The sequence below is a fragment of the Lentzea indica genome (assembly GCF_012184385.1).
GTDB classification, from domain to species: Bacteria; Actinomycetota; Actinomycetes; order Mycobacteriales; family Pseudonocardiaceae; genus Lentzea; species Lentzea indica.
The window spans coordinates 1-22191 of the sequence record NZ_VSRL01000023.1 but is presented as its reverse complement, the minus strand read 5'-3'; the positions used below and the strand labels follow the sequence as shown (position 1 = coordinate 22191).

The window sequence follows — 22191 nt, the reverse complement described above, 5'->3', positions numbered from 1 at the left end:
CTTGATCCTCAGCTGTTGCGTCAACTACGCCTCGTGGCGAATATTCGACCTTCGTGAGCTTCACCTTCGAACCCGCGCGCACCCGTGTCGTCTTCGGCCGGGGCACCGCCGCCTCCGTGCGCGCGGAGGTCGAGCGTCTGGGCGGGACGCGTGTTCTGCTGATCGCCCGCCACGGTGGCGACAAGGTGGCCGCCGAGCTCGGGCCACTGCTCGCGACGCGGTTCACCGGCGCGGCCATGCACACCCCGGTCGAGGTCACGGAGCGCGCGCTCGCGTTGTTGCGCGAACACAGCGCGGACTGCGTGGTGTCGGTCGGTGGCGGGTCGAGCACGGGGTTGTCGAAGGCGCTCTCGGTGCGCGCCGGCGTGCCGCAGATCATCCTTCCGACGACCTACGCGGGTTCCGAGGTCACGCCGGTGCTCGGGGAGACGGCCTCCGGCCTGAAGAAGACGCGGCGGGACGCGGCGATCCAGCCGGACACGGTGATCTACGACGTCGACCTGACGCTGGACCTGCCGCTCGACGTCACGGTGACGAGCGCGCTCAACGCCCTCGCGCACGCCGTCACCGCGCGAGGCAACGAGAACCCGTTGATCGACGCCATCGCGACCAAGGCGATCGAGGGCGTTTTGCACGCTTTGAGCGGAAATCCATCCACTGTGGATGCACGGACCGAGCTGCTGTACTCCGCATGGCTCGCGGGCACCTGCCTCGCGTCCGTCCCCATGGGACTGCACCACAAGCTCGCGCACGTTTTGGGCGGTTCGTTCGGACTACCGCACGCCGCCACACACACGGCGCTGCTCTCTCACACGGCGCCGGCCGATCTGGCCAAGCGCATCCACGACACGGCCACACGGTTCGGTGCGGCAACATCGTTGCGTGAACTGGGGATGGCGGAGTCCGATTTGTCCCGTGCTGCGGAGATCGCCGAGCACCCCGACGCGTTGCGGGTGCTGACCAACGCGTGGCGCGACGCGCCATCGGACTGAAAGGTTGTCAACCTAAAGTCTGATGTTCACGCCTCTGAACTCAGTCGAACCTCCGATGTACCGGCTGAAGAGTTCCTGAAGAATCCGAGGCATGCTCAGCCCGTTGGATCTGTCGCTGATACACGGACCGATCCCCAAGGTCGCCACCGTCGCGGCCGTGCTCGCTCTGACGTACCTCGCGATTCGGAAGAACCGGACCTGGTGGGTCCGCGTGTTGCCGATCATCGTGCTGACGTGCGCGCTCTTCGTGACCGGGCTGACCCTCGTCATCAACCACCTGTGGAAACCGTGGCCCGAGCCGATGCCGATCATCCTGATGGTGTGGCTGGGCGCGGCACTGGTGGCGCTGAGCCTGGCCGTCGCACGGCTGCGCCCCTCGCGCTGGTACGGACGTGTGCTGACCGTGATCGCCGCCGTCGTCGTGATCTCGAGCGCGCTGACGGCCACGAACGCGTACTACGGGCTGTACCCGACGGCACGGGCCGCGCTGGAGGTGTTCACCAACCCGAGCGTCGACCTGCCGGACAGCGTCCAGCCCTCGGACGTGCTCGAAGTACCTCCTGGCAAGAAGCTGGCCGACGTCTGGACCGGCACCGGCCTGCCTGACAAGGGCACGCTGTCCGAGATCGAGATCCCCGGCGCGTTGAAGACGCGTCCGGCGTGGATCTACCTGCCGCCCGCGTACGTGGCGAAACCCCGTCCGCGGCTGCCGGTGCTGGTTCTGCTGGCCGGCCAGCCGGGATCACCTCGCGACTGGCACGACGCCGGCCGGATCTCCGAGCACATGGACGAGTTCGCGCGCGCCCACAACGGTCTCGCGCCGATCGTCGTCATGCCCGACTCGCTCGGGGCGCTCACCGCGAACCCGCTGTGCCTCGACTCGAAGCTGGGCCAGTCGGAGACGTACCTGACCCGCGACGTGCCCAAGTGGGTCAAAGAACGCCTGACGGTCGACGAACGCCGTGAAGCGTGGACGGTTGCGGGTCTCTCACACGGCGGCACGTGCTCTCTTCAGCTCGCAGTGCGCGCGCCGGACGTGTACGCAGGCTTCATCGACCTGTCCGGGCAGCGCGAGCCCACGCTCGGCACGCGCGCCGAGACGGTCAAGGCCGCGTTCGGCGGCGACGAGGCGGCGTTCGTCCGCGTCAACCCCATGGACATCCTTGCCAGGCAAGGGTTCCCGCAGACCGCGGGCATCATCGTCGTCGGCAAGGACGACGGTCTCTACCGCCCGGCGGGCGCCGAGGTGTTCGAGGCCTGTCGCAAGGCCGGAATGGACGTGCTGTGGAAAGAACTGCCGGGAGGACACGACTGGAACGTGTGGCGGCCGGGTCTGTACGGCTCGCTGCCGTGGCTCGCGCAGCGAGCAGGGCTGGTCAGATGATCACGAGGCTCTTCCGCACCGCACCGCTGACGTGCGCGTTCCTGATCGTCTTCTGGACGGTCGGGGCGCTGACCAGCGCGATCGCGGGCACGAACGACGACCTCCTCGCGCTCGTCGGGTTCGGCACCGACAGTCCCCTGTGGACGGTGTTCAGCTCGGCGCTGTGGTCGATGGACCTGCTGGGGTACGTGGCGACCACCGTCCTGCTGCTCGCCTTCGGTCCGCTGGCGGAGCGCACGTTCGGTGGGCTACGGACCGCGGCGATCTTCCTCTCCTCGCACGTGGCCGGCTCGTTCCTGGGCATCTGGGTGGTGCTGATCGGGCGGGACGTTCACTGGTCGTGGCTCGAGTCGCTGGTGGACGGGGTCGCGGCGGGACCGTCGATCGGCGGGGTGGGGCTGGCGCTCGCGCTGACGTTCCGGATGCCACCGCTGTGGAGGCGGCGGGTCCGACTGATGATGATCTTGTCGGTGCTGGTGCTTACTCTGTACTCGGGTTGGCTTGAAGATCTGCTTCGACTGTCCGGTGGCGTGGCCGGGCTGGTGATCGGGGCGTTGTTCCTGAAGAGCGGGGCCGTGCACAAGGCGCGCTCGTTCCAGGAGACGCGTGTGCTGGTGGCGCTGCTGCTCGCGGCGTCGGCGCTCGGGCCGGTGGTGGCGATGATGTCGCCGTCGCCGAACGGGCCTCTGTGGTGGTTCGCGGACGTCGTGGCGGTCGCGCAGCCGTCGCAGGAGGACGTCGACGCGGTGTGCGGCTCGGACGCGATCGAGCTGTGCCGGACGATGATGATCCAGCTGTCGTACGACCGGTTCCCCGCGCTCGTGATGTCGCTGCTGCCGGCGTTGCTGCTGCTCGTGCTGGCGGAAGGGCTGCGGCGCGGCCGGCGGTTCGCGTGGTGGTCGGCGCTGGTGTGCAACGTGGCGTACTCCGCGTTCATCGGGTGGTACGTCGTGGACGCCGCGCGGATTCCGGACGTCGGCGCGCTGGAGATCGCGTTCTCCTTCAGCATCCCGATGCTGGTGCCGCTCGCGATCACCATCGTGTTGCTGTTGACGCGCAAGCACTTCGCTGTGCGTCTGCCTCGGCATGCCGTCAGGAAGTTCTGGCGGTTCACGGCGGGCAGCGTCGCGTTGCTGTCGGCGCTCTACGTCTTCGGCGGGTACCTGGTCCGCGACCACTTCACGCCGGAGCCCGGTTTCGCCGAGCTCCTCTCGGACCTGCCGACGCGGTTCCTGCCGCCCGGCTACCTGCTCGGCCTGGTGCCGTTGCAGTTCTCCGGCGAGGGGTTCGTCGGAGCGCTGCTGTTCGAGTACACGGGCGTGGTGTTCTGGCTGATCGTGCTGGCCGGCCTGCTGATGGCGTCGTGGCGCACGTGGCCGTCGTCGTGTGAGCAGGAGGCGGCGCACGCCCGCGAGCTGATGCGGCGCTACGGCGGTTCGTCGTTGTCCTACATGACGACGTGGCGCGGCAACCAGTACTGGTTCACGCCCGATGGAGAGACGGCGATCGCGTACCGGGTGGTGGCGACGATCGCGCTGACGGTCGGCGACCCGATCGGACCGGCGCGCGTCAACGCCGTGCGCGGGTTCGCGGAGTTCTGCACGCACAACGGATGGACGCCGTGCCTCTACAGCGTGGGCACTGAAACACGGGAAGCGGTCGAGAGCCTCGGGTGGTCCACGGTGCAGGTCGCCGAGGACACCGTGATCGAGCTGGACACGCTGAGCTTCACCGGCAAGAAGTGGCAGGACGTCCGCACGGCGCTGAACAAGGCCGCCAAGGCCGGCATCACCGCCGAGTGGTGCACGTACGCCGACGCGCCGTACGCGATCACCGACCAGATCCGGTCGATCTCGGCGGAGTGGGTGGCGGACAAGGGCCTGCCGGAGATGGGTTTCACGCTGGGAGGCTTGGAAGAGCTGGCCGGCGACGGTGTCCGTTGCCTGATCGCCGTCGACGGCGACCGCACGGTGCACGGCATCACGAGCTGGCTGCCGGTGTACGCCGACGGCGAGGTCATCGGGTGGACGCTCGACTTCATGCGCCGCCGCACGCACGGGTTCCGCGGCTCCATGGAGTTCCTGATCGCCTCTGCGGCACAACAACTTCAGGCCGAGGGCGCGCGGTTCCTGAGTCTGTCGGGAGCGCCGCTGGCCCGGTTGGACCGCGGCGAACGTCCCCGCGCGTTGCAACGCGTACTGGACCTCACCGGGCACGTGCTGGAGCCGGTGTACGGGTTCCGCTCGCTGTTCGCGTTCAAGGCGAAGTTCCAGCCGACCTACCGCCCGATGTTCATGGCATACCCGGACTCGGCCGCACTGCCGCGCATCGCGAACGCCGTGAGCCGCGCGTACCTCCCGCACCTCAACGCACGCCAGGGAATCCGGCTCGCGACCAAGATGATCATCCGGACCCGTGAGCGCGTGACCACGCACGGCCGAACTCACTAGGCCGAAAGGGTGGTGAGGCGATCCTCATCATCACACCCGTGCGCCACTAGGCAAAAATGCGCCGATGACCGTGCGGGGCGATCTGCCTGCCCAGACCACGACGTTCATCGGCCGCCGGGCGGTGCTCGCCGAAACCGAGGCGCTCCTCGGCACAGCCCGGCTCGTCACGCTGGTGGGTGCCGGCGGCGCGGGGAAGACCCGCATCGCCGTCGAGACCAGCCGTGCGATGGCGCGGGCGTTCCAGCACGGGGTCTGGGAGGTGCGGCTCGCGGATCTCAAGGATCCGGCGTTGCTCGCCCGCACGGTCGCGGCCGAGCTGCGGATCGTCGACAACTCGCGGGACGCCGGTCTCGGCCGGCTCGTGGAGTCGTTGTACGACAAGCATTTGCTGCTCGCCCTGGACCACTGCGACCACCTGCTGGATGCGGTGCGGCATCTCGTGCACCGCCTGTTGCGGGACTGCGAGGGGCTGACGATCCTCACGACCTCGCGGGAACAGCTCGGTGTCTACGGCGAGCACCTGCTGCGGGTGCCGCCGATGAGCGACGAGGACTCCGTCGAGCTGTACCTGGAGAGGGCGGGAGCGGCGCAGGACGACCTGGCGGACGTCACGACGCTGTGCCGGGCGTTGGACGGGCCGCCGCTCGCGATCGAGCTCGTGGCCGCGCGGCACGCGGAAATGTCCCTGGCCGACGTGCTCGCCCAGCTGCCGCACCAGGTAACGCTGGAACAGGTGCTCGATTGGTCGGCACGGCACTGCACGGACGAGGAACGGCAGCTGTGGGCGACGCTGTCGGTGTTCCCCGCGGACTTCGACACCGACGCCGCCGAGGCGGTGGCGGGGGTGCTGGAACCGTTGTCCGCCCTGGTCCTCAGGTCGATCGTGGTGGCGACGACAAGCCCGGTCACCGGGCGCACCCGGTACCGATTACCGGACACCGTGTCGCAGTTCGGCGCTCGTCTGCTCACGAGCCCCGACGAGCCGTTGCGACGGCACGCGCTGCACTACGGCGCGTTCGTCGACGAAGCGGCCCGCTCGTGGTTCTCGCCGGACGAGACGCTGTGGATGAGCAGGCTGCGGGAGGAGTGGCCGAACGTCCGTGCCGCGATCGGGCACGCGCTCAGGACTCCTGGTCTGGCCGAAACCGGCGCGGTGATGGCGATGGGCGTGCAGCGCACCCGGTTCACGTTGTTCACGGGCATGCTCGGCCAGGCGTGGGACCTGCTCGCGATGGCCCGTGAGGCGATCACCGAGGCACCGCTGCGGACATCGCTGCTGGCGCACTGCGCCTACCTCGCGCAGGCCCAGGGCGACATGTCGGCGGCGATCCCGCTGATGAACGAGGCGCGCACGTTGCCACGGCTGCCCGTCACCGATGTGCATCTGGTCTTCGCCGAGGCCACGCACCTCTTCTTCGTCGAGGGCTCACCGGACTGCGTGCCGTTGTACGCCCATGTCGTCGATTTGTGCCGCCAGTACGCGTCGCCGGGCGACACGTACATCACCGAGCTGATGCACGCGATGGCGGCGTGCTTCCTGCTGGACGCCGAGGCTGCGGACAAGGCCATGACGAGGCTGGCCGAGAGCAACGGCGTGGACTGGTCGCACGCCTGGGGGCTGTGGCATCAGGGCCTGTACGAGCTGCTGCACGGTGATCCGGCGCAGGTGCTTCCGCTGGCGGTGGAGGCGTTGCGCATCCAGCTGGCGCTGGGCGACACGTGGGGTCCCGCGTACAGCCTGTGGTTGCTCGCCTGCACGTGTGCCGAGCTGGGAGCTTTCGACCGCGCGGCACGCCTTCTCGGTGCACTGCGAACGCAGGAACGCGTCGCGCGGATCTCGTTCAGCACCATGAGCCCGTTCCACAAGGTTCTGGAACGCGCTGACCGGACCGTCCGCCGCGCGCTCGGCGACGACTACCCGGTGATCACGACGCTGGGCGCCGACCTGCGGCAGGAGCAGGCGATGGAGTTCGCCGTCGAACCGGTGCCGGACTCCGAGCGCCGACGGGCCAAACCCGCGCTGCCCGGTGGCCTGAGCAGGCAGGAGTTCACCATCGCCGGGCTCGTCGCCGAGGGACTCACGTCGAGGCAGATCGCGGCTCGGCTGTTCATCTCGCCGCGCACGGCGGACCGGCACGTGGTCAACATCCGCGTGAAGCTGGGGCTGCCGAACAGGGTGGCGCTCGCCGCCTGGCACCGTTCGGCCACCGGAGAGCAGGTCTAACGCGCCTCGAACGCCAGTTTCAGGCCCAATGCCACGAAGACGGACGCGGTCAGGCGGTCCAGCAGAACCTGTTGCCGCAGCAGGAAAGCACGCGCTCGACCGGCTACCGCGATCAGGATCGGCAGCCACACCAGGCCGAGGCCGAGGTGGACGGCGACGAGGACCGCTCCCCACGCGGGCTCGCCGGCGGGCATGAACTGCGGCAGCAGCGACAGGTAGAAGACGCCGACCTTGGGGTTGAGCAGGTTCGTCAGCAGGCCCACCCGCAACGAGGCCCTGGCTCCCGGCACCGGACGCGAGTCCTCCAGGGACACGGCCTTGCGAGAGTTCCACAACGCCTTGGCGCCCAGGTAGATCAGGTAGGCCGCACCGAGCCAGCGCACGACGTTGTAGGCCACTTCGGACGCTGTCAGCAATGCCGTCAGACCCGCGAGGCTCGCCACCGCCCAGACCAGGCACCCCAGCGTGATGCCGAGAACGACGCCCATCGCCGCGCGCTTGCCGCTCAGCAACGCCGTGCGCAGCACCATCACCGTGTCAAGGCCCGGTGTGATGACGGTGAGCAGTGCGACGAGCGAGAAGCTCAGAAGTGCGGCGGTCGACATGGGCACATCAGATCACACGTCAGCGTGCGTCCGCGGCCGTTTTCAGACCGAAGGCGATCAGCGCGGACGCGGAGAGGCGGTCCAGCAGAACCCGTTGCCGCAGCAGGAAAGCACGGGCCCGGCCGGCCGCCGTGATCAGGATCGGGAACCACAGCAGACCGATGCCGAGGTGGATCGCCACGAGCACGGCGCCCCACGCGGGCTGACCGACGGGCAGGAACTGCGGCAGCAACGAGATGTAGAAGACGCCCGGTTTCGGGTTGAGCAGGTTCGTCAGCAGTCCGACCCGGACGGCCGCGCGCACCGACGGCACCGGCGCGGGTTCGTCCATCTCCACCGGACGCCGGGACGTCCAGAGCGCCTTGGCGCCCAGGTAGATCAGGTACGCGGCGCCGAGCCAGCGCACGATGTCGTAGGCCAGTTCGGACGCCTGCAGCAGCGCGGTCAGACCGACCAGGCCCGCTGTCGCCCACACCAGGCAGCCCAGCGTGCTGCCCACCACGACGCCCATCGCGGCACGGCGGCCGACCAGCAGCGCCGTCCGCAGCACCAGCAGGGTCTCCAGGCCCGGCGTGACGACGGTCAGCAGCGCGACGAACGTGAAGCTCAGGAGCGCGGTGGTCGACATGACGTCATGAAAACATGAACTAACAGCGCCACCACAATGCCTGAGACGATGGTCATGTCGTCACCGGCTTGGTGTAGCGGTGGGCCGGAACCGGGATGGGCCCGTCCTGGTGGGGTGCCTGGTGGTCGAACAGGCCCTCGTCCGTCCAGCCCTGCCGCTCGTAGAACCGGCGCGCCCGCGTGTTCCCGGCGACGACGGCCAGCCAGGCGAGCGAGTGCCCGTTCGACGCCACCTCCCGCTCGGCAGCGGCCAGAAGTGCCGGCGCGACACCGGACCCGCGGTGGTCCGCGGAGACGTAGACCTGTTCGACCTCGTCCCCGACGACCATCACGAAGCCGGCGACCTCACCGTTCACGGTCGCGACGTGGTGTGCTCGACGTGTTCCAGGGCGCGCGGCTCGAACGTCGCTTCAGGCCGTGCGTCGATGAGCTGCTGTGGCACGTTGCCGAGGTGCGCGTCGCACCAGCCGGGGTACCAGATCCTGGCGACCGCCGGTGCGTCCTCGGGTGTCGCGCGCCGCAGCTCCACCGTCACCGGTGCCAGGCCCTGACGCCCATCCGCCCGGTGCTGCCCAGGTCGATGAAGATGCCTTTCTCCGGCGACACCGGCAGCAACGACTGCCACGTGCCACCCGGCGCGGCCGCGATGTCGACGTGGCTGCCGACCTGCGGCGGGTCGACCGACGTGTGCGTGTTCCGCCACAGGAACGCACTCCTCGCGCGCTCTCCCGGCTGCACCGTGATCGGCTGCGGCGCGTCGTCGAAGCCCCCGACCGAGGCGATGCCGCCCGAGCCTTCGACGATCGCGACGTCCAACTGCCGCCACTGCTCGTCGAGCAGCTTCACCTGCGGGTAGCCGTTGAGCTGCACCGGCTGGGTGCCGCAGTTGACCACCTCGACGGACATCACGCGCAGGCCCATCGCCGCGTCGGTGAAACCCGTGGTGAACCGCAGCCCGGTGTCGCACGACGGTTCCTGCGCCGCAGGCGTGACCAAGGAGATCGGGCGCGCGCCGGCCGGTTCCGGGATCGGTGAAACCTCCGGACGTGTTCCGCACGCGGCCAGGCCGGCGAGCGCAGCCAGCACCACGAGAATCCTGCCCCCAGTTCTCATGAGCCCGATCATGCCACAGGTGAGGGATTTCCCTCTCTGGTTGCGATGCCGCCCCGCTGCCAGCCTCAGATCCGTCGGGATCTTCACCTGGAGAGGGGCAATCATGAGGATCAGTCGCCTGGCTGTCGCGGCACTCGCACTGTTGGCACCGCTCGCGTTCACGACCACCGCCACCGCCGAAGGGTCCACTGTGGACGCTGCGGCACGACCGGCGTTCGAGATGCCGTTCCCGTGCGGCCAGACCTGGCGCGCCGGAACGCGGTCCAACCACAAACCGTTGTACGCCATCGACTTCAACATGGGCAGCGGCGACTCCGACAAGGGCAAACCGGTGATCGCCAGCGCCGGCGGCACCGTCGACGTGCGTTACGCGGCGTCCGGCTACGGCAACTACGTCGTGATCAACCACGGCGGCGGCTGGGCCACCTACTACGCCCACCTCGGCTCAGTCGCGGTGAGGGACGGCCAGAGGGTGGCCCGCGGCGCACGGGTCGGCACAGTCGGCAAGTCCGGCGGTCAGACCTACACCCACCTGCACTACGAACAGCGCCTCAACGGCAACGACGTCAAGGCGATCCTGCACGGCAAGGCCGTGAAGTACTACGGCGACATCGCCACCAAGAGCTACAACTGCTGACCTCAGGTCAGCCGATACCCGTGCGCGGGCCGGTTCGCCATGCCGTAACGCGGTTGCACCTCGGCCTTGCCGATCGTCACCAGGTGCTCCAAATAGCGGCGCGCACTCACGCGCGACAACCCGGCCCGGTCACCGACCTCCTGCGCCGAGAGGTCGTTCTCGCAGTCCCGCAACGCATCGATCACCAGCCGCAGCGTGACCGCCGACAGCCCCTTGGGCATGGCCAAGGGGCGCGGCCGGTGGTGCATCAGCTGGTCGACCTCGTCCTGATCCAGCACCTGTCCCAGCCGTTGCACTTCGACGCGCTGGGCGAGGTACTCCCGCATCCGGTCCAGGAACGCCGTCCGCGTGAACGGCTTGACCAGGTAGTTGTCCACGCCTCTGGACATGGCCTGCCGCACGGTCTCCCGTTCGCGCGCGGCCGTGACCGCGATGACGTCGACCGGCGGACCGTTGCGGGCGCGCAAGCGGGCCAGCACCTCGAGCCCCGACATGTCGGGGAGGTGGATGTCCAGCAGCACCAGGTCGGGCCGGAGCGCCTCGACGGCCCGCAACGCCTCACCTCCGCGGTGGGCCTCGCCGACCACCTCGAACTCCGGCATCGCCTCCAGGAAACCCCGGTGGATGGCGGCCACGGCGAAGTCGTCGTCGACCACCAGCGTCCGCACGCTCATCGGTTCCCCGTTTCCGGCAGCCACACGTCGAACGACGCGCCGCCGAGCTCCGAGTCCGTGATCGCCACCCGGCCGCTGCGCCGGGTCACCACCCTGGACACCAATGCAAGTCCTATCCCCCTGCCATGCGCGCCATGGGCGTCCTTCGAGCTCACGCCCAGGTCGAAGATGCGACCGCGTTGCGACTCCGCCACTCCCGGCCCGTCGTCGTCCACGACCACCCGCACCCCGCCCGCCGACGAGCGAACCAGCACTCGCACGATTCCGCCCATCTCCACGGCGTCCACCGCGTTGTCCACCAGGTTGCCCAGCACGGTCAGCGCGTCGTCGCCCGCGCGGATGTCCACCGAGCTGTCCGGGTCCAGCCGCAGTTCCACGCCGCGTTCGTGCGCGGTCGAGGACTTCGCCAGCAGCAACGCCGCCAGCGCCGGATCCGCGTTCGCGCCGTCGATGATGTCCGCGGTGACCGAGCCCGCTCCGCCGACCCGTTCGATGTAGGCGACGGCGTCGGCACTCCGGTCCAGGTCCAGCAGGCCGCCGATGACGTGCAGGTGGTTGGAGAACTCGTGGGCCTGCGCGCGCAGCACTTCCGTGACGGTGCGCTGACCGTCGAGCTCGCGCAACGCGTCGTGCAACTCGGTCCGATCGCGCAACGTCAGCACGACGCCGACGGCGCGGCCGTGCGTCTTGGCCGTCATCCGGTTCGCGACCAGAACCCGTTCTCCCGCAAGGACAAGACGGTCGGCGACGTCGTCCTCGTCGCGCGCCAGGTCCAGCAGTCCGTCATCGAGGACCTCCGCTGCCGGTCTGCCGCTCGGGTCGTCGACGAGCCCGAGCAGGCGCATCGCCTCGTCGTTGACCAGCGCCAGCTTCTCCTGATCGTCAACGGCGACAACGCCTTCGCGGACGCCGTGCAGCATCGCGTCCCTGGTCTCCAGCAGCTGCGCGATCTCGGCGGGTTCGAGCCGGAACGTGCGGCGGCGCACGTGCTGCGTGATCAGCGCCGCGCCGAGCACGCCAACCAGCGCGGCGGCGGCCAGCCAGCCGATCAGCTCCGGCAGGTCCTCCGCGAGGTCGGCGGACAGCTGGCTCTCCAGGATGCCGACCGAGGCCATGCCCATGATCCGTCCGTCTGGGGCGCGCACTGGCACCTTGGCGCGCAACGACGTGCCGAGCGTGCCGGTCTCCGTGCCGACGAAGACCTCGCCGGAGAGCGCAGCGCTCGGGTCGGTGGAGACGTGCTCGCCGATGCGCTTCGGATCCGGATGGGCGTAGCGGACGCCGTGGCGATCGGTGACGACCACGTACGTCACGTTGGACGCCTTGCGGATGAGTTCGGCCAACGGCTGGATGATCGCCGACGGGTCACGGGAATCGAACGCCTCGATCACCGTGGGTAGCTTCGCCACGCTTTCCGCGACGGACAACATCCTGTCCTTGTAGGCCTCCCTGATCCGATCGCTCTGCAGCTTGGCCGCGAGCAGACCGGCGGCACAGGTCGTCATCAGCACGATGACCACCTGCAACGCCAGCAGCAAAGCTGCGAACGAAACAGACCGACGGAACATGAATGGCATTCTGACGTATCGGCTATGAAACAGGTCACGAACTAAACGACCAATACGGACCTTATGACCGAAGACTTACGAGACCTCCGGCAGTTACCTAGCGTCCCCGCACAACGTTCGCAACGAAGCGAGGAGTGCTCGATGAACACGGGCTGGAGACGAGCGGCCGCGGTCGCCGCTGTCGGACTGGTGCTCGCGGGATGCGGCCAGGGGACGAAGAGCGCCGGCGGCGGTGACTCCATCGCGAAGCTGGAGATCATGGCGCCCGCCGACCCCGGTGGTGGCTGGGACCAGACCGCGCGGTCGATGCAGACGGCGGTGAGCGGGGCCAAGCTCGCGAACTCCGTGCAGGTCAGCAACGTCGGCGGCGCGGGTGGCACGGTCGGGCTGCAGAAGCTCACCTCGGAGCGCTCCGAGTCGTTCCTCATGGTCACCGGCCTGGTCATGGTCGGCGCGGTGGAGACCAACTCGTCGAAGGCGCGGCTCGAGGAGACCACGCCGATCGCCCGGCTGACGGCCGAGGACGAGGTGGTCGTGGTGCCGGCCGACTCGCCGCACAAGACGATCGACGACCTGCTCAACGCCGTCAACGAGAAGGGCAAGGGCGTGTCGATCACCGGCGGTTCCGCCGGCGGCACCGACCACATCCTCGCCGGGCTGCTGCTCAAGGCGAAGAACATCGACACGGCCAAGCTGAACTACGTGCCCTACTCCGGTGGCGGCGAGTCGCTGGCGGCGTTGCTGGGCAAGAAGGTCGACGCGGGCATCTCGGGTGTCGGCGAGTACAGGGAGCAGATCAAGGCGGGCAAGTTGCGCGCGCTCGGCACGTCCGGCCCCAACCCGCACGCCGACCTGAACGTGCCGACGTTCAAGGACCTGGGCGTCGAGCTGATCAACTGGCGTGGCGTGGTGGCGCCCGGCTCGATCTCGGCCGAGGCCAAGAACCGGCTGACCAAGCTGGTCACCGACATGCACGCCAGCCAGGCGTGGAAGGACGAGCTCAAGAAGAAGGGCTGGACCGACACGTTCCTGACCGGCGGCGAGTTCTCCACGTTCCTGTTCAAGGAGATCGGCCGCGTCAAGCCCGCGCTGCAGGACATCGGGCTCATCAAGTGATCGCTGAGAAGGCCGAGGAGTACGCGTTCGGTGGTCTGGTCGCGGCGATCGGGGTCTTCACCCTCGTCGACGCGACCACGATCGCCGCTCGTGACGACAACGCCGTCGGGCCGCGCGCATTCCCTTACGCCGTGGGGATTCTCCTCGTCGTGACGGGCCTGGCGGCGATCATCGCCACCGCACGGGGAAAGCTCGGCCAGGCAGAAGAGGCCGAGGACGTCGACGAGTCCGTCCGCACCGACTGGGTGACCGTGGGCAAGCTGGTGGCCATTCTGGTGGCGCACCTGGTGCTCATCGACCTGGTCGGCTGGCCGGTCGCGGCGACCGTGCTGTTCTTCGGTGCGGCGTGGGCGCTGGGCGCGGTCTGGTGGCGGGCGCTGCCGATCGCGGTGGTGCTGGCGCTGGTCGTGCAGGTGGTGTTCGCGTCCGGTCTGGGCCTGTCGCTGCCCGCCGGGATTCTCGAAGGGGTGCCGTTCCTCGATGGATAGCATCACCGCCCTGCTGGAGGGTTTCGCCACCGCCGCGCAGCCCGCCTACCTGCTCTACGCGCTGCTGGGAGTCACGCTCGGCACCGCCGTCGGCGTGCTGCCGGGCATCGGACCGGCGATGACGGTGGCGTTGCTGCTGCCGTTGACGTACTCGCTGGAACCGACTGCCGCACTGATCATCTTCGCGGGCATCTACTACGGCGGAATGTACGGCGGATCAACGACCTCGATCCTGCTGAACACGCCGGGCGAATCGGCGTCCATCGTGACTGCCTTAGAGGGCAACAAGATGGCCAAAGCCGGGCGCGGCGCGGCGGCGCTGGCGACGGCGGCGATCGGCTCGTTCGTGGCGGGCACGATCGCCACGGTGCTGCTGACCCTGCTGGCACCGACCATCGCTGACGTCGCCGTGCAGCTGGGTCCGGCGGACTACGTGGCACTGATGGTGGTGGCGTTCACGACCGTGGCGGCACTGCTCGGGTCGTCACCCGTGCGCGGGCTGGCGTCATTGGGCCTCGGACTGTTCATCGGGCTCGTCGGCACCGACACGCTGTCAGGGCAGCAGCGCTTCACCCTCGGGGTGGCGACGATGGCCGACGGCATCGACGTGGTCGTGGTGGCGGTCGGGGTGTTCGCGGTCGGCGAGGCGCTGTATGTGGCGTCACGGCTGCGGCACGGGCCGATCGAGGTCATCCCCATCGGCGGCAAGTGGTTCACGCGGGACTTCTGGGCGCGCTCGTGGAAGCCGTGGCTGCGCGGCACGTTCATCGGCTTCCCGATCGGCACCGTGCCGGCCGGCGGCGCGGACGTGTCGACGTTCCTGTCGTACGCGGCGGAAAAGAAGCTCTCGAAACGGCCCGAGGAGTTCGGCAAGGGCGCGATCGAGGGCGTGGCGGGTCCGGAGGCGGCCAACAACGCCGCAGCGGCGGGCGTTCTGGTGCCGTTGCTGACGCTGGGCCTGCCCACGACGGCGACGGCCGCGGTGATCGTGGCGGCGTTCCAGAGCTACGGCATCCAGCCGGGGCCGTTGTTGTTCACCAACAACTCGGCGATGGTGTGGGCGCTGATCGCGTCGCTATACATCGGCAACGTGATGCTGCTCGTGCTGAACCTGCCGCTCGTGAAGATCTGGGTGAAGGTGCTGCAGATTCCGCGGCCGTACCTGTACGCCGGCATCCTGCTGTTCGCGGCGCTGGGCACCTACGCGGTGAACTTCGTCGTGGACGACCTGATCGTGCTGCTGGTGATCGGTGTCGTCGGGTTCTTCATGCGGCGGCACGGTTATCCCGTCGCACCGCTGGTGGTCGGGCTGATCCTCGGGCCGATGGCGGAGGAACAGGTCCGGCGCACCCTGCAGATCAGCGAGGGCTCGCTCAGCGCGTTGGTCACCAGTCCGTTCGCGGCGGTCGCCTACAGCGTGCTCGTCGTGCTGCTGGCGGTGACGGTCGTGCTTCGGTTGCGTCGCAAGAAGTCACAGGTGATGGTCTAATCGCGCACGGCGGCAAGCGCTTGTTCGTACAGCTCGAACGGATCAGCCTTGCCGCCGTGGCGGACCCACAGTTCCGACGCGGTGTCGACGCACGCGAACACCGTGGCGATGAGGCCCATCGCGCCAGGATCCGGTATCTCGCCGGGCTCGATGCCCATCCGCTTCTCGATGACGGGTGTCAGTGCCCGCTGCCACTTCAGCCGCTTCTCGAAGTACCTGGCGCGCAGCGGCGGGTTCGCGAAGATCAGCGTGGAGATCTCCAGCACCCTCTCCGGAGTGTGGCCGGAGGCGGTGAGGATCGCGGTGAACCCGGCCCGCAGAGCGTCCCAGGCAGACACCTCGGGAGCCTGGGCCGCGACGGTGGCGACCAGCAGCTCACCCAGCGCGTCCTGCTCGCCGCAGACGAGGTCCTCCTTGGTGCCGAAGTACCGGAACAGCGAGCGCTGCGACACGCCCGCCCTCGCGGCGACCTGCGCCATGGTGGTCGCCTCGTACCCCTGCTCGGCGAACAACGTCAGTGCCGTGTCGACGATCTCGGCGACCACGGCCTGACGCGACCGGTCCCACAACGTCGCCGGCTTCTCCATGACGCCACTCTAGTGGGGTTGCGCCATTCGCCCGATCACTCTGGCGTTGAGAGCGCGGGAGGCCAGGTGCCGCGAGGCGAACGCCATCAGCCGGTTCATCCTGCCCGCGATGACACCGGGAGGCGTGACCCGGCGGTCCAGCGCGCGCAACGCGGTCGCGACCACCTCTTCCGCGGTCTGCATCCGAAGCCCCACCGCCATCTCCTCGCTGCCGGAGACCTCGAAGAACTCGGTGCGCGTCGCGCCGGGTGACAACACCATGACGCGCAGACCCGTGCCGCGCGACTCGACCCACAGTCCCTCGGTGAAGCTCACGACGAACGCCTTCGTCGCCCCGTAGACCGACATCCAGGGGCTCGCCTGGTAGGCCGCCATGCTCGCCACGTTCACGAGGAAGCCGTCACCGTTGGCGCGCAACGACTCGATGAACGCCCTGCTGATCTCGACGACCGCGTTGACGTCGACCGCGATCTCCTGCCGCAACCGCTCGGGTTCCTCCTCGTGGAACGACCCGAAGTTCGCGAACCCGGCGTTGTTGATCACGCTGGTGACGCCGAATCCGGCGACCTCCTGCGCCAGCCGCTCGCCGATGCCTGGTTGAGCGAGGTCCGCGGCCACGACGTGCACGGTCACGCCGTGAGCCGCCCGCAGCTGCTCTGCCAGTTCCTCCAGCCGATCCTTGCGACGCGCGACCAGCACGAGGCCGGATCCACGCGCCGCGAGCTGCCTCGCGAACTCGGCGCCGATACCCGAGCTCGCCCCGGTGACCAGCACCGTTTGCTTCCTGAAGTCGACTCCCATGCTGCCACCGTACGCCAGGTTGGCAGTCACTGCCAACCTGTCGCTGTATGCCCGAATACATCCGTAACGTTGGCGGAGAAGCGGCGATCTTGGGGCGTGGGAGGACAACGGTGATCCGGCGGCCCCGGCTCGAGGGGCTGCTCTGCACGACGAGGCTCACGACGCTCGTCGCACCCGCCGGCTACGGCAAAACGACGCTGCTGACGCAAGCGCACACCGACCGTCCGGTCGTGTGGCACACCTGCCAGGAAGGCCATCGGCTGTTGCAGCCGATGGCTTCCGCTTTGGCAGCCGGGTGGACCAGCGTCCCGGCGGTGTCCGGTGAGGACGAATCCGGCAGGGCGCACGCCATCGCCGGGCTGCTGGCCGAAGCCTGGCCGGAAGACGTGCTCATCGTGCTGGACGACATACATGTTCTGAGACAAGGAGATTCGGCCGTACAACTTCTGGAGGCGCTCTGCCTCCAGCTGCCGCCGAGTGCCCGGCTCGTGTTGTCCGGACGCACGCCGGCGCCGTTCTCGTTGCGGCGCTTGAAGGTGGACGGCGAGCTGACCGAGATCACCGCGGCCCAGCTGGCGTTCACGGCCGAGGAGACCACCGTGGTCGCCGGCCACGACGTGCACGACGTCACCGGTGGGTGGCCGATCGCGGTGCGGCTGGTCGCGGAGACGGGCACGGTCGAGGAGCTCGCCGACCTCGTCGACGAGGTCGTCGGCAGAGAACCGGAACAGACGCGGGAGTTGCTCAGGACCGCTGCCGCGTTCGACCGGTTCACCATCGATCTGCTGACTTCCTTGGGGCACACGGAAGCGGCGGCGATCCTGCCGGACCTCGCCCGGCGCGGGCTGTTCGTCGAGCACGTCCGTGCGGAACCGGGGTGGTTCGCGCTCGTTCCGCTGGCGCGGGAGTTCCTGGAGCCCGCGGTTGGCGTGCACGCGGATGCGGCAGGCTGGTTCACGTCACGCGGTGAGTACGTTCGCGCGGTGGATTCCCTTGCCGCGCTGGAGGATTGGCCCGGCGTGACGGCGTTGCTCGACGACGTGCTGCGGACCAAAGGCGCGGACGCCGTGCTGACCGCGACGAGCCTGGTGCCGGACGACCAGCGCACGGCCGAGGTGTGGCAGCTCGAAGGCGTCGCACACCAGCTGCGCGGTGAATGGCGGCAGGCGGCGGACCGGTTCACACGTGCCACCGAGGACGGGCTGACCGCGGAACTGGCGTGGCGCATGGCGTGGATCCAGCACCTGCGCGGCGGGCCGCAGGACGCGTTGAAGATCTGCGACGGCTACGTGCCGGACGGCGATGACCCGACGGCGGAGTCGATGCTGCTGAGCACTGCCGCCAGCGCGCACTGGGCGTTGGGTGATCTGGAGGCCGCGTCGGCCAAGGCGGCTGAAGCTCTGAAGACGGCCACCAGCGACGGCGCGATGGGCACCGCGCACACCGTGCTCGCGATGGTCGCTGCGGCACAAGGAAAACGCGACGAGCTGACCGAGCACTACGACATCGCGCTCGACCACGCGCAGAAGGCCGGCGACGTGCTCGGTGTCATCCGGATCCGCTCGAACCGGGCTTCGCACCACGTCGAGGCCGGTGAGCACCGGGCGGCGTTGCAGGAGATCGAGGAGATGCTGCCGCTCGCGGACGTCACCGGGTTCGCCACGTACCGGGCGATCGGGCTGCACAACCGCGGCGAGGCGTTGCTCGGACTCGGCAGGCTGGACGAGGCCGCGGCCGATTTCCACGCCGCGCAACAGGTGTTCGACCAGGCCGGCAGCTGGCTCGCGGCCGCGCCTTTGGTCTACCTGGGCGAGGTGCACCGGCTCAGAGGTGACCGCGCGCTGGCGGGATTCGCGCTGCAGGAGGCGTTGCGGCTCGCGTCGGCCAAGAACACCGTGCCGCACCTGGTTCTGGCGCACGTCGGGCTCGCCGAGCTCTTCGCCGACGACGACCCGGATCTCGCACGTGAGCACGCCCGCAAGGCGTTGGAGCTGGGCGAAAGTGTTGCGGCACTGCTGGTGCTGGCGCGGCTCGACGAGGCCAAGGACCTGTGCCAGGAGGCCGCGGAGATCGCGACCAGGCGGGGTGACCGGGCGGGGTTCGCGCGGGCGTTGCAGCTGCGGGGACTCGTGGAGAACGACCCGGTGCTGCTCGACCAGGCGCTGACGTTGTGGCACGAGATCGGCAACCCGCTCGGTGAGGTGAGAGTGCGCACGGCGCAGGCGGCGCTCGTCGGTGGTGCCGCGGGAGAACAACTGGCAGGACAGGCACGGCACCAGGCTGCGGATCTCGGTGCGCGCGTGCTCGCCGAAGCGGCGGCAACGGTTGCCGAGACGTGCCGGAAGGCGAGCAGGCCCGCGTTGTTCATCCAGACCCTGGGCGGGTTCCGGGTGCTGCGCGACGGTGAACCGCTGCCACCGGCCGCGTGGCAGTCGCGCAAGGCCAGGGACCTGGTGAAGATCCTGATCGCGCGGCGCGGACGGCCGATCACCCGTGAGGCGCTGGGAAACCTGCTCTGGCCGGACGAGGAACCGGAGAAAGTTGCGAACCGGCTGGCGGTCGCGTTGTCCACGGCCCGCAGTGTGCTCAGGGCGGGCACGGGCATCGTCGCAGAGGGGGACGCGATCCGGCTCGACACGGACGTGCTGCCGGTAGACGTGGCCGCGTTCCTCGCCGACGCGCGGGCCGGACTCGCTGCGGCACAACGGAACTCGTCCGAGGCCCAGTCACTGCTGGCGGCCGCCGAGTCCGCCTATCACGGCGACTTCCTGGAGGAAGATCCGTACGAGGACTGGGCGGCGCGGTTGCGCGAGGAAGCCCGGTTGATCTACCTGCAGGTGGTGGGGGTGCTCGCCGCACGGGCCGAGTCCAGTGGGGAGTACGCGCTGGCCAGCAGGTATTGCCTGCGCGTACTTGAACGCGACCCGTACGACGAGCCTGCGCACCTGATGCTGGTGCGCGTCCTCGCCGCCGCAGGGAGTCATGGCGAGGCTCGGAGGTGCTACCAGACCTACGTCACGCGGATGCGGGAGATCGAGGTCGACCCGCGTCCTTTCACTGCGAGCACACGACGTAGGGCGTGATCGACCAGCGAATGGCTTGGCCCTGCGCGTCCGTCCCCTCCCCGGTGACGGTCGCGCCGGAGCCGGCGGGGACGACGTCGTCGATGATCGCGCCGGCGACCGCACCACCGGCGCTGACGACCTGCTCGTCACCTTGACAGGCAACGGACTTCGAGGCCGTCTTGGTCATCACGACCGAGGGGCTGCCGCCGCGCAGAACCAGCCCGGGTCGCGTCCCGCAGATCGCGTGCGCCGTGACGTCCGCGTTCCCGGACGTCTCGATCACGCCGCCCTTGAGGTTATTCTTGGGCGCCATCTTCGTGAAGTGCCCGCCGGCGGTCTCCCCCGCGACGCCGAGCGCCTTCTGGTTGCCGGGGCAGGCCGCCTCGGCGTTCTTCGTGCCGCTCTTGGACACCAGGGTGAACTCGCCGGGCGCGCAGTTCGCCCGCACGGTCACCGTCCACGGCTGCACGGTCCCCGCCCCGTGCTCGACCGCCGTGACCTCCACGCTGGTGAGGTCGTCACCCGGCCGGACTCGCGTGATCGTCGTCCGCTCACCGGTCACCGAGCCGCCGGTGCCGACGACCTTCGTGCCGCTCGGGCAGCTGACCGAGACGGTCTTTCCCACCGACGTCGCCGGGCTGGTGCTCTGCACCACCCCGACCTCATCGCTTTCCGCAGCCGGGCTGGTCAAGCTCAGCACGAGCAGGGCCGTGCTCATCACCTTCACGTCCATCCCCCTTCGGGTCCGCGGGCCTCTCAGCCCGCGGATCCGAAGGATGCCGCGCTCGCTTAAAGCCGCATTAAGGTCAGGGGCAGCTGACCAGGACGTCGCCGTCCTCCGCGTCCAGGCAGGTGTCCACACCGAGGCCGCCGTTGAGCGTGTCGTTGCCCGCCAGCCCCCAGATGAGGTCGTTGCCGTTCAGCGCGAGGATGTTGTTGACCGACGCGCTGCCGACCAGATGGTCGACGAAGTTGGTGCCGGTCAAGTTCTCGACGTCGCTCGCGACGTAGTCCTTCAGCGCGAGCGTGTCGTAGCCGTCGTCGGTACCCGAGCCGATGGTCACCGAGACGCCCGAGTTCGGGTGCAGCGCGCTGCCGTTGTTGTAGTCGACCCGGTCCGTGCCGGTGCCGCCGTACACGGAGACGCCACCGCGCTTCGGCCGCAACGTGTCGTTGCCGTCGCCACCGTTGATGAGGCCCTTGGCGCGGGTCTCGATGACGTCGTTGCCCGCCTCGCCGTAGACGCTGGCCGGCATCGCGTCGGCGTTGGTGTTGTCGTAGGCGATGCTGATCCGGTCGTTGAGGTCGTTCGCCTTCACCTGGATCGACGTGATCAGCTTCGTGGCACCGGACTCGTAGGCGCAGTTCACGTTCGCGCCGCTCAGCGTGCAGCCGGCACCGACGGCCAGCAGGTCACCGGAGTCGGTGACGGTGAGCCGGTGGTTCGCCGTGTCCAGCCCGACCACGATGTTGTTCGTCTTGCCGGCCTCCGCCTCGACGATCAGCACCTTGTTCTGCACGTACACCGTGGTGTGCGGTGCGGCGTGCGCGACGGCGGGCATGGCGATCGCGGCGAGCGTGGCGGCACCCAGCCCGATGAGCATTCTCATGCTGTTCTCCCCTTGGTGGTCGTTGCCTTGCGGGGAACAGCCTGCTCAGCGCTCTTTCGGTCACCTTCGGGTGGTTTTAGGGCCGGCTTTCTGCTGACAGCAGAACGCTCCTTTGAGGTGGTCGCGGTGCTGTCACCATGACGACATGGCGGAGATCCTGGACTTCAAGCGCGCTCCCGAACCGTTGTGGCGTGAGGCCCTGGGCCGGAAGCTGCGCGAGACCAGAGAGGAACGGGGCGACCGCCTGGTCGACGTGGCCGAACGGGCGGGCATCTCGGTGCAGTACCTGTCCGAGATCGAGCGCGGCCGCAAGGAACCGTCGAGCGAGATGATCGCCGCGGTCGCCGGCGCGCTGGGCGTCGACCTGGCCGACCTGCTGATCGGCATCGCCGGTCAGGTCCGAAACCTCCGCGTCCAGCAGGTCAGCCACTTCCACACGTCACGTCCCACCGGCCGTCCCTCGGGCCCGGTGGCGATGGGCCCGCTGCTGATGGTCGCCTAGGCCCGCTGGTCCAGCACCTGGTCGGCGAGCCCGTACTCGACCGCGCCCGTTGCGTCGAACACGCGGTCCCGGTCGGTGTCGTGGCGCAGTTCGGCCACGTTCCGGCCGGTGTGCCGGGCCAGGATGTTCTCCAGCTGCGTGCGCACCCGCACCACCTCGTCCGCCGCGAGGATGAGGTCCGGGATCGTGCCACGCCCCTGCGCCGCAGGCTGGTGCAGCACGACCCTGGAGTGGGGCAGGACGGACCGGCGCCCTTCCG

22 protein-coding genes are annotated in these 22191 nt (G+C 69.0%); 10 read left to right on the top strand and 12 right to left on the bottom strand.

The window, feature by feature from the left end; genetic code table 11:
• Positions 1-53 precede the first annotated feature (53 nt).
• The 4 genes from FXN61_RS09150 to FXN61_RS09135 all read left to right on the top strand — a co-directional run bounded on the left by FXN61_RS09150 (position 54) and on the right by FXN61_RS09135 (position 7050).
• Positions 54-992, top strand: coding sequence for a maleylacetate reductase (locus FXN61_RS09150; protein WP_167972201.1), 939 nt, complete (start codon positions 54-56; stop codon positions 990-992).
• Between the two features lie 91 nt (positions 993-1083).
• Positions 1084-2376 (top strand): alpha/beta hydrolase-fold protein, encoded by a 1293-nt coding sequence (locus tag FXN61_RS09145; RefSeq protein ID WP_167972198.1) that lies wholly within the window; start codon positions 1084-1086, stop codon positions 2374-2376.
• Positions 2373-4826 carry a rhomboid family intramembrane serine protease gene (locus FXN61_RS09140; RefSeq protein ID WP_167972196.1) on the top strand — a complete coding sequence of 818 codons (2454 nt, stop codon included), beginning with the start codon at positions 2373-2375 and terminating at the stop codon, positions 4824-4826. Before FXN61_RS09145 ends, FXN61_RS09140 begins: the two co-directional genes overlap by 4 nt.
• A 64-nt stretch (positions 4827-4890) precedes the next feature.
• A complete protein-coding gene (locus FXN61_RS09135; RefSeq protein WP_167972194.1) occupies positions 4891-7050 on the top strand; it encodes an ATP-binding protein in 2160 nt (719 codons plus the stop codon).
• On the opposite strand, the gene FXN61_RS09130 is transcribed toward FXN61_RS09135, so the two are convergent.
• Genes FXN61_RS09130 through FXN61_RS09115 form a run of 5 tightly spaced genes read right to left on the bottom strand, consistent with a single transcriptional unit; the run spans position 7047 to position 9395 of the window.
• Positions 7047-7655, bottom strand: coding sequence for a LysE family translocator (locus FXN61_RS09130; protein ID WP_167972192.1), 609 nt, complete (start codon positions 7653-7655; stop codon positions 7047-7049). The two genes, FXN61_RS09135 and FXN61_RS09130, sit on opposite strands and share 4 nt — an antisense overlap.
• A 19-nt stretch (positions 7656-7674) precedes the next feature.
• Positions 7675-8283 (bottom strand): LysE family translocator, encoded by a 609-nt coding sequence (locus FXN61_RS09125; RefSeq protein WP_167972190.1) that lies wholly within the window; start codon positions 8281-8283, stop codon positions 7675-7677.
• Positions 8284-8335: 52 nt separating this feature from the next.
• Positions 8336-8638, bottom strand: a complete 303-nt coding sequence (locus FXN61_RS51730; RefSeq protein WP_312877608.1) for a GNAT family N-acetyltransferase — start codon at positions 8636-8638, stop codon at positions 8336-8338.
• The gene (locus tag FXN61_RS51725; RefSeq protein ID WP_246291111.1) at positions 8635-8817 is read right to left on the bottom strand and encodes a hypothetical protein; all 183 of its coding nucleotides are present in this window, start codon (positions 8815-8817) and stop codon (positions 8635-8637) included. The genes FXN61_RS51730 and FXN61_RS51725 overlap by 4 nt, the downstream gene beginning before the upstream one ends.
• A complete protein-coding gene (locus FXN61_RS09115) occupies positions 8814-9395 on the bottom strand; it encodes a DUF4232 domain-containing protein (RefSeq protein WP_167972188.1) in 582 nt (193 codons plus the stop codon). Before FXN61_RS09115 ends, FXN61_RS51725 begins: the two co-directional genes overlap by 4 nt.
• Positions 9396-9498: 103 nt before the next feature.
• On the opposite strand from FXN61_RS09115, the gene FXN61_RS09110 reads away from it, so the two are divergent.
• A complete protein-coding gene (locus tag FXN61_RS09110) occupies positions 9499-10032 on the top strand; it encodes a M23 family metallopeptidase (RefSeq protein ID WP_167972186.1) in 534 nt (177 codons plus the stop codon).
• Positions 10033-10034: 2 nt separating this feature from the next.
• Here the strand turns inward: FXN61_RS09110 and FXN61_RS09105 are convergent, their stop codons facing one another.
• Together FXN61_RS09105 and FXN61_RS09100 are read right to left on the bottom strand one after the other, a co-directional pair.
• Entirely contained in the window at positions 10035-10706 is a 672-nt protein-coding gene (locus tag FXN61_RS09105; RefSeq protein WP_167972184.1) for a response regulator, read from the bottom strand.
• Positions 10703-12274 (bottom strand): ATP-binding protein, encoded by a 1572-nt coding sequence (locus tag FXN61_RS09100; protein WP_246291109.1) that lies wholly within the window; start codon positions 12272-12274, stop codon positions 10703-10705. The genes FXN61_RS09105 and FXN61_RS09100 overlap by 4 nt, the downstream gene beginning before the upstream one ends.
• Positions 12275-12415: 141 nt before the next feature.
• On the opposite strand from FXN61_RS09100, the gene FXN61_RS09095 reads away from it, so the two are divergent.
• Genes FXN61_RS09095 through FXN61_RS09085 form a run of 3 tightly spaced genes read left to right on the top strand, consistent with a single transcriptional unit; the run spans position 12416 to position 15367 of the window.
• Positions 12416-13390, top strand: a complete 975-nt coding sequence (locus tag FXN61_RS09095) for a Bug family tripartite tricarboxylate transporter substrate binding protein (protein ID WP_167972180.1) — start codon at positions 12416-12418, stop codon at positions 13388-13390.
• Positions 13387-13878: a tripartite tricarboxylate transporter TctB family protein gene (locus tag FXN61_RS09090; protein ID WP_167972178.1), complete on the top strand. Its 492-nt coding sequence runs from the start codon at positions 13387-13389 to the stop codon at positions 13876-13878. Before FXN61_RS09095 ends, FXN61_RS09090 begins: the two co-directional genes overlap by 4 nt.
• The gene (locus FXN61_RS09085; protein WP_167972176.1) at positions 13871-15367 is read left to right on the top strand and encodes a tripartite tricarboxylate transporter permease; all 1497 of its coding nucleotides are present in this window, start codon (positions 13871-13873) and stop codon (positions 15365-15367) included. Before FXN61_RS09090 ends, FXN61_RS09085 begins: the two co-directional genes overlap by 8 nt.
• On the opposite strand, the gene FXN61_RS09080 is transcribed toward FXN61_RS09085, so the two are convergent.
• Both FXN61_RS09080 and FXN61_RS09075 read right to left on the bottom strand, forming a co-directional pair.
• Complete coding sequence (locus tag FXN61_RS09080; RefSeq protein ID WP_167972174.1) at positions 15364-15954, bottom strand: TetR/AcrR family transcriptional regulator; 591 nt, start codon at positions 15952-15954, stop codon at positions 15364-15366. The genes FXN61_RS09085 and FXN61_RS09080 overlap by 4 nt on opposite strands.
• 9 nt (positions 15955-15963) lie before the next feature.
• The gene (locus tag FXN61_RS09075; protein ID WP_167972172.1) at positions 15964-16755 is read right to left on the bottom strand and encodes an SDR family NAD(P)-dependent oxidoreductase; all 792 of its coding nucleotides are present in this window, start codon (positions 16753-16755) and stop codon (positions 15964-15966) included.
• A gap of 110 nt (positions 16756-16865) precedes the next feature.
• Between FXN61_RS09075 and FXN61_RS55185 the strand changes: the two genes are divergently transcribed.
• On the top strand, positions 16866-19838 hold the full coding sequence (locus tag FXN61_RS55185; protein WP_167972170.1) for an AfsR/SARP family transcriptional regulator: 2973 nt from the start codon (positions 16866-16868) through the stop codon (positions 19836-19838).
• On the opposite strand, the gene FXN61_RS09065 is transcribed toward FXN61_RS55185, so the two are convergent.
• Together FXN61_RS09065 and FXN61_RS09060 are read right to left on the bottom strand one after the other, a co-directional pair.
• Positions 19810-20538: a hypothetical protein gene (locus tag FXN61_RS09065; RefSeq protein ID WP_167972168.1), complete on the bottom strand. Its 729-nt coding sequence runs from the start codon at positions 20536-20538 to the stop codon at positions 19810-19812. The two genes, FXN61_RS55185 and FXN61_RS09065, sit on opposite strands and share 29 nt — an antisense overlap.
• Positions 20539-20626: 88 nt before the next feature.
• The gene (locus tag FXN61_RS09060) at positions 20627-21430 is read right to left on the bottom strand and encodes a calcium-binding protein (protein ID WP_167972166.1); all 804 of its coding nucleotides are present in this window, start codon (positions 21428-21430) and stop codon (positions 20627-20629) included.
• A 145-nt stretch (positions 21431-21575) separates the two neighbouring features.
• Between FXN61_RS09060 and FXN61_RS09055 the strand changes: the two genes are divergently transcribed.
• Positions 21576-21932, top strand: a complete 357-nt coding sequence (locus tag FXN61_RS09055) for a helix-turn-helix domain-containing protein (RefSeq protein WP_167972164.1) — start codon at positions 21576-21578, stop codon at positions 21930-21932.
• On the opposite strand, the gene FXN61_RS09050 is transcribed toward FXN61_RS09055, so the two are convergent.
• Positions 21929-22191 (bottom strand): ClpP family protease (locus tag FXN61_RS09050; RefSeq protein WP_188134849.1); only part of this gene is annotated, 263 nt, incomplete at its 5' end. The two genes, FXN61_RS09055 and FXN61_RS09050, sit on opposite strands and share 4 nt — an antisense overlap.

Excerpts from the sequence above, each read along its gene's own strand:
- FXN61_RS09085 (WP_167972176.1), top strand. The coding sequence starts at position 13,871 with ATGGATAGCATCACCGCCCTGCTGGAGGGTTTCGCCACCGCCGCGCAG.
- FXN61_RS09075 (WP_167972172.1), bottom strand. The coding sequence starts at position 16,755 with ATGGGAGTCGACTTCAGGAAGCAAACGGTGCTGGTCACCGGGGCGAGC.
- FXN61_RS09065 (WP_167972168.1), bottom strand. The coding sequence starts at position 20,538 with ATGAGCACGGCCCTGCTCGTGCTGAGCTTGACCAGCCCGGCTGCGGAA.
- FXN61_RS09125 (WP_167972190.1), bottom strand. The coding sequence starts at position 8,283 with ATGTCGACCACCGCGCTCCTGAGCTTCACGTTCGTCGCGCTGCTGACC.
- FXN61_RS09080 (WP_167972174.1), bottom strand. The coding sequence starts at position 15,954 with ATGGAGAAGCCGGCGACGTTGTGGGACCGGTCGCGTCAGGCCGTGGTC.
- FXN61_RS09055 (WP_167972164.1), top strand. The coding sequence starts at position 21,576 with ATGGCGGAGATCCTGGACTTCAAGCGCGCTCCCGAACCGTTGTGGCGT.
- FXN61_RS09060 (WP_167972166.1), bottom strand. The coding sequence starts at position 21,430 with ATGAGAATGCTCATCGGGCTGGGTGCCGCCACGCTCGCCGCGATCGCC.
- FXN61_RS09140 (WP_167972196.1), top strand. The coding sequence starts at position 2,373 with ATGATCACGAGGCTCTTCCGCACCGCACCGCTGACGTGCGCGTTCCTG.
- FXN61_RS09095 (WP_167972180.1), top strand. The coding sequence starts at position 12,416 with ATGAACACGGGCTGGAGACGAGCGGCCGCGGTCGCCGCTGTCGGACTG.
- FXN61_RS09100 (WP_246291109.1), bottom strand. The coding sequence starts at position 12,274 with ATGTTCCGTCGGTCTGTTTCGTTCGCAGCTTTGCTGCTGGCGTTGCAG.
- FXN61_RS09135 (WP_167972194.1), top strand. The coding sequence starts at position 4,891 with ATGACCGTGCGGGGCGATCTGCCTGCCCAGACCACGACGTTCATCGGC.
- FXN61_RS09130 (WP_167972192.1), bottom strand. The coding sequence starts at position 7,655 with ATGTCGACCGCCGCACTTCTGAGCTTCTCGCTCGTCGCACTGCTCACC.
- FXN61_RS09115 (WP_167972188.1), bottom strand. The coding sequence starts at position 9,395 with ATGAGAACTGGGGGCAGGATTCTCGTGGTGCTGGCTGCGCTCGCCGGC.
- FXN61_RS09105 (WP_167972184.1), bottom strand. The coding sequence starts at position 10,706 with ATGAGCGTGCGGACGCTGGTGGTCGACGACGACTTCGCCGTGGCCGCC.
- FXN61_RS09145 (WP_167972198.1), top strand. The coding sequence starts at position 1,084 with ATGCTCAGCCCGTTGGATCTGTCGCTGATACACGGACCGATCCCCAAG.
- FXN61_RS09110 (WP_167972186.1), top strand. The coding sequence starts at position 9,499 with ATGAGGATCAGTCGCCTGGCTGTCGCGGCACTCGCACTGTTGGCACCG.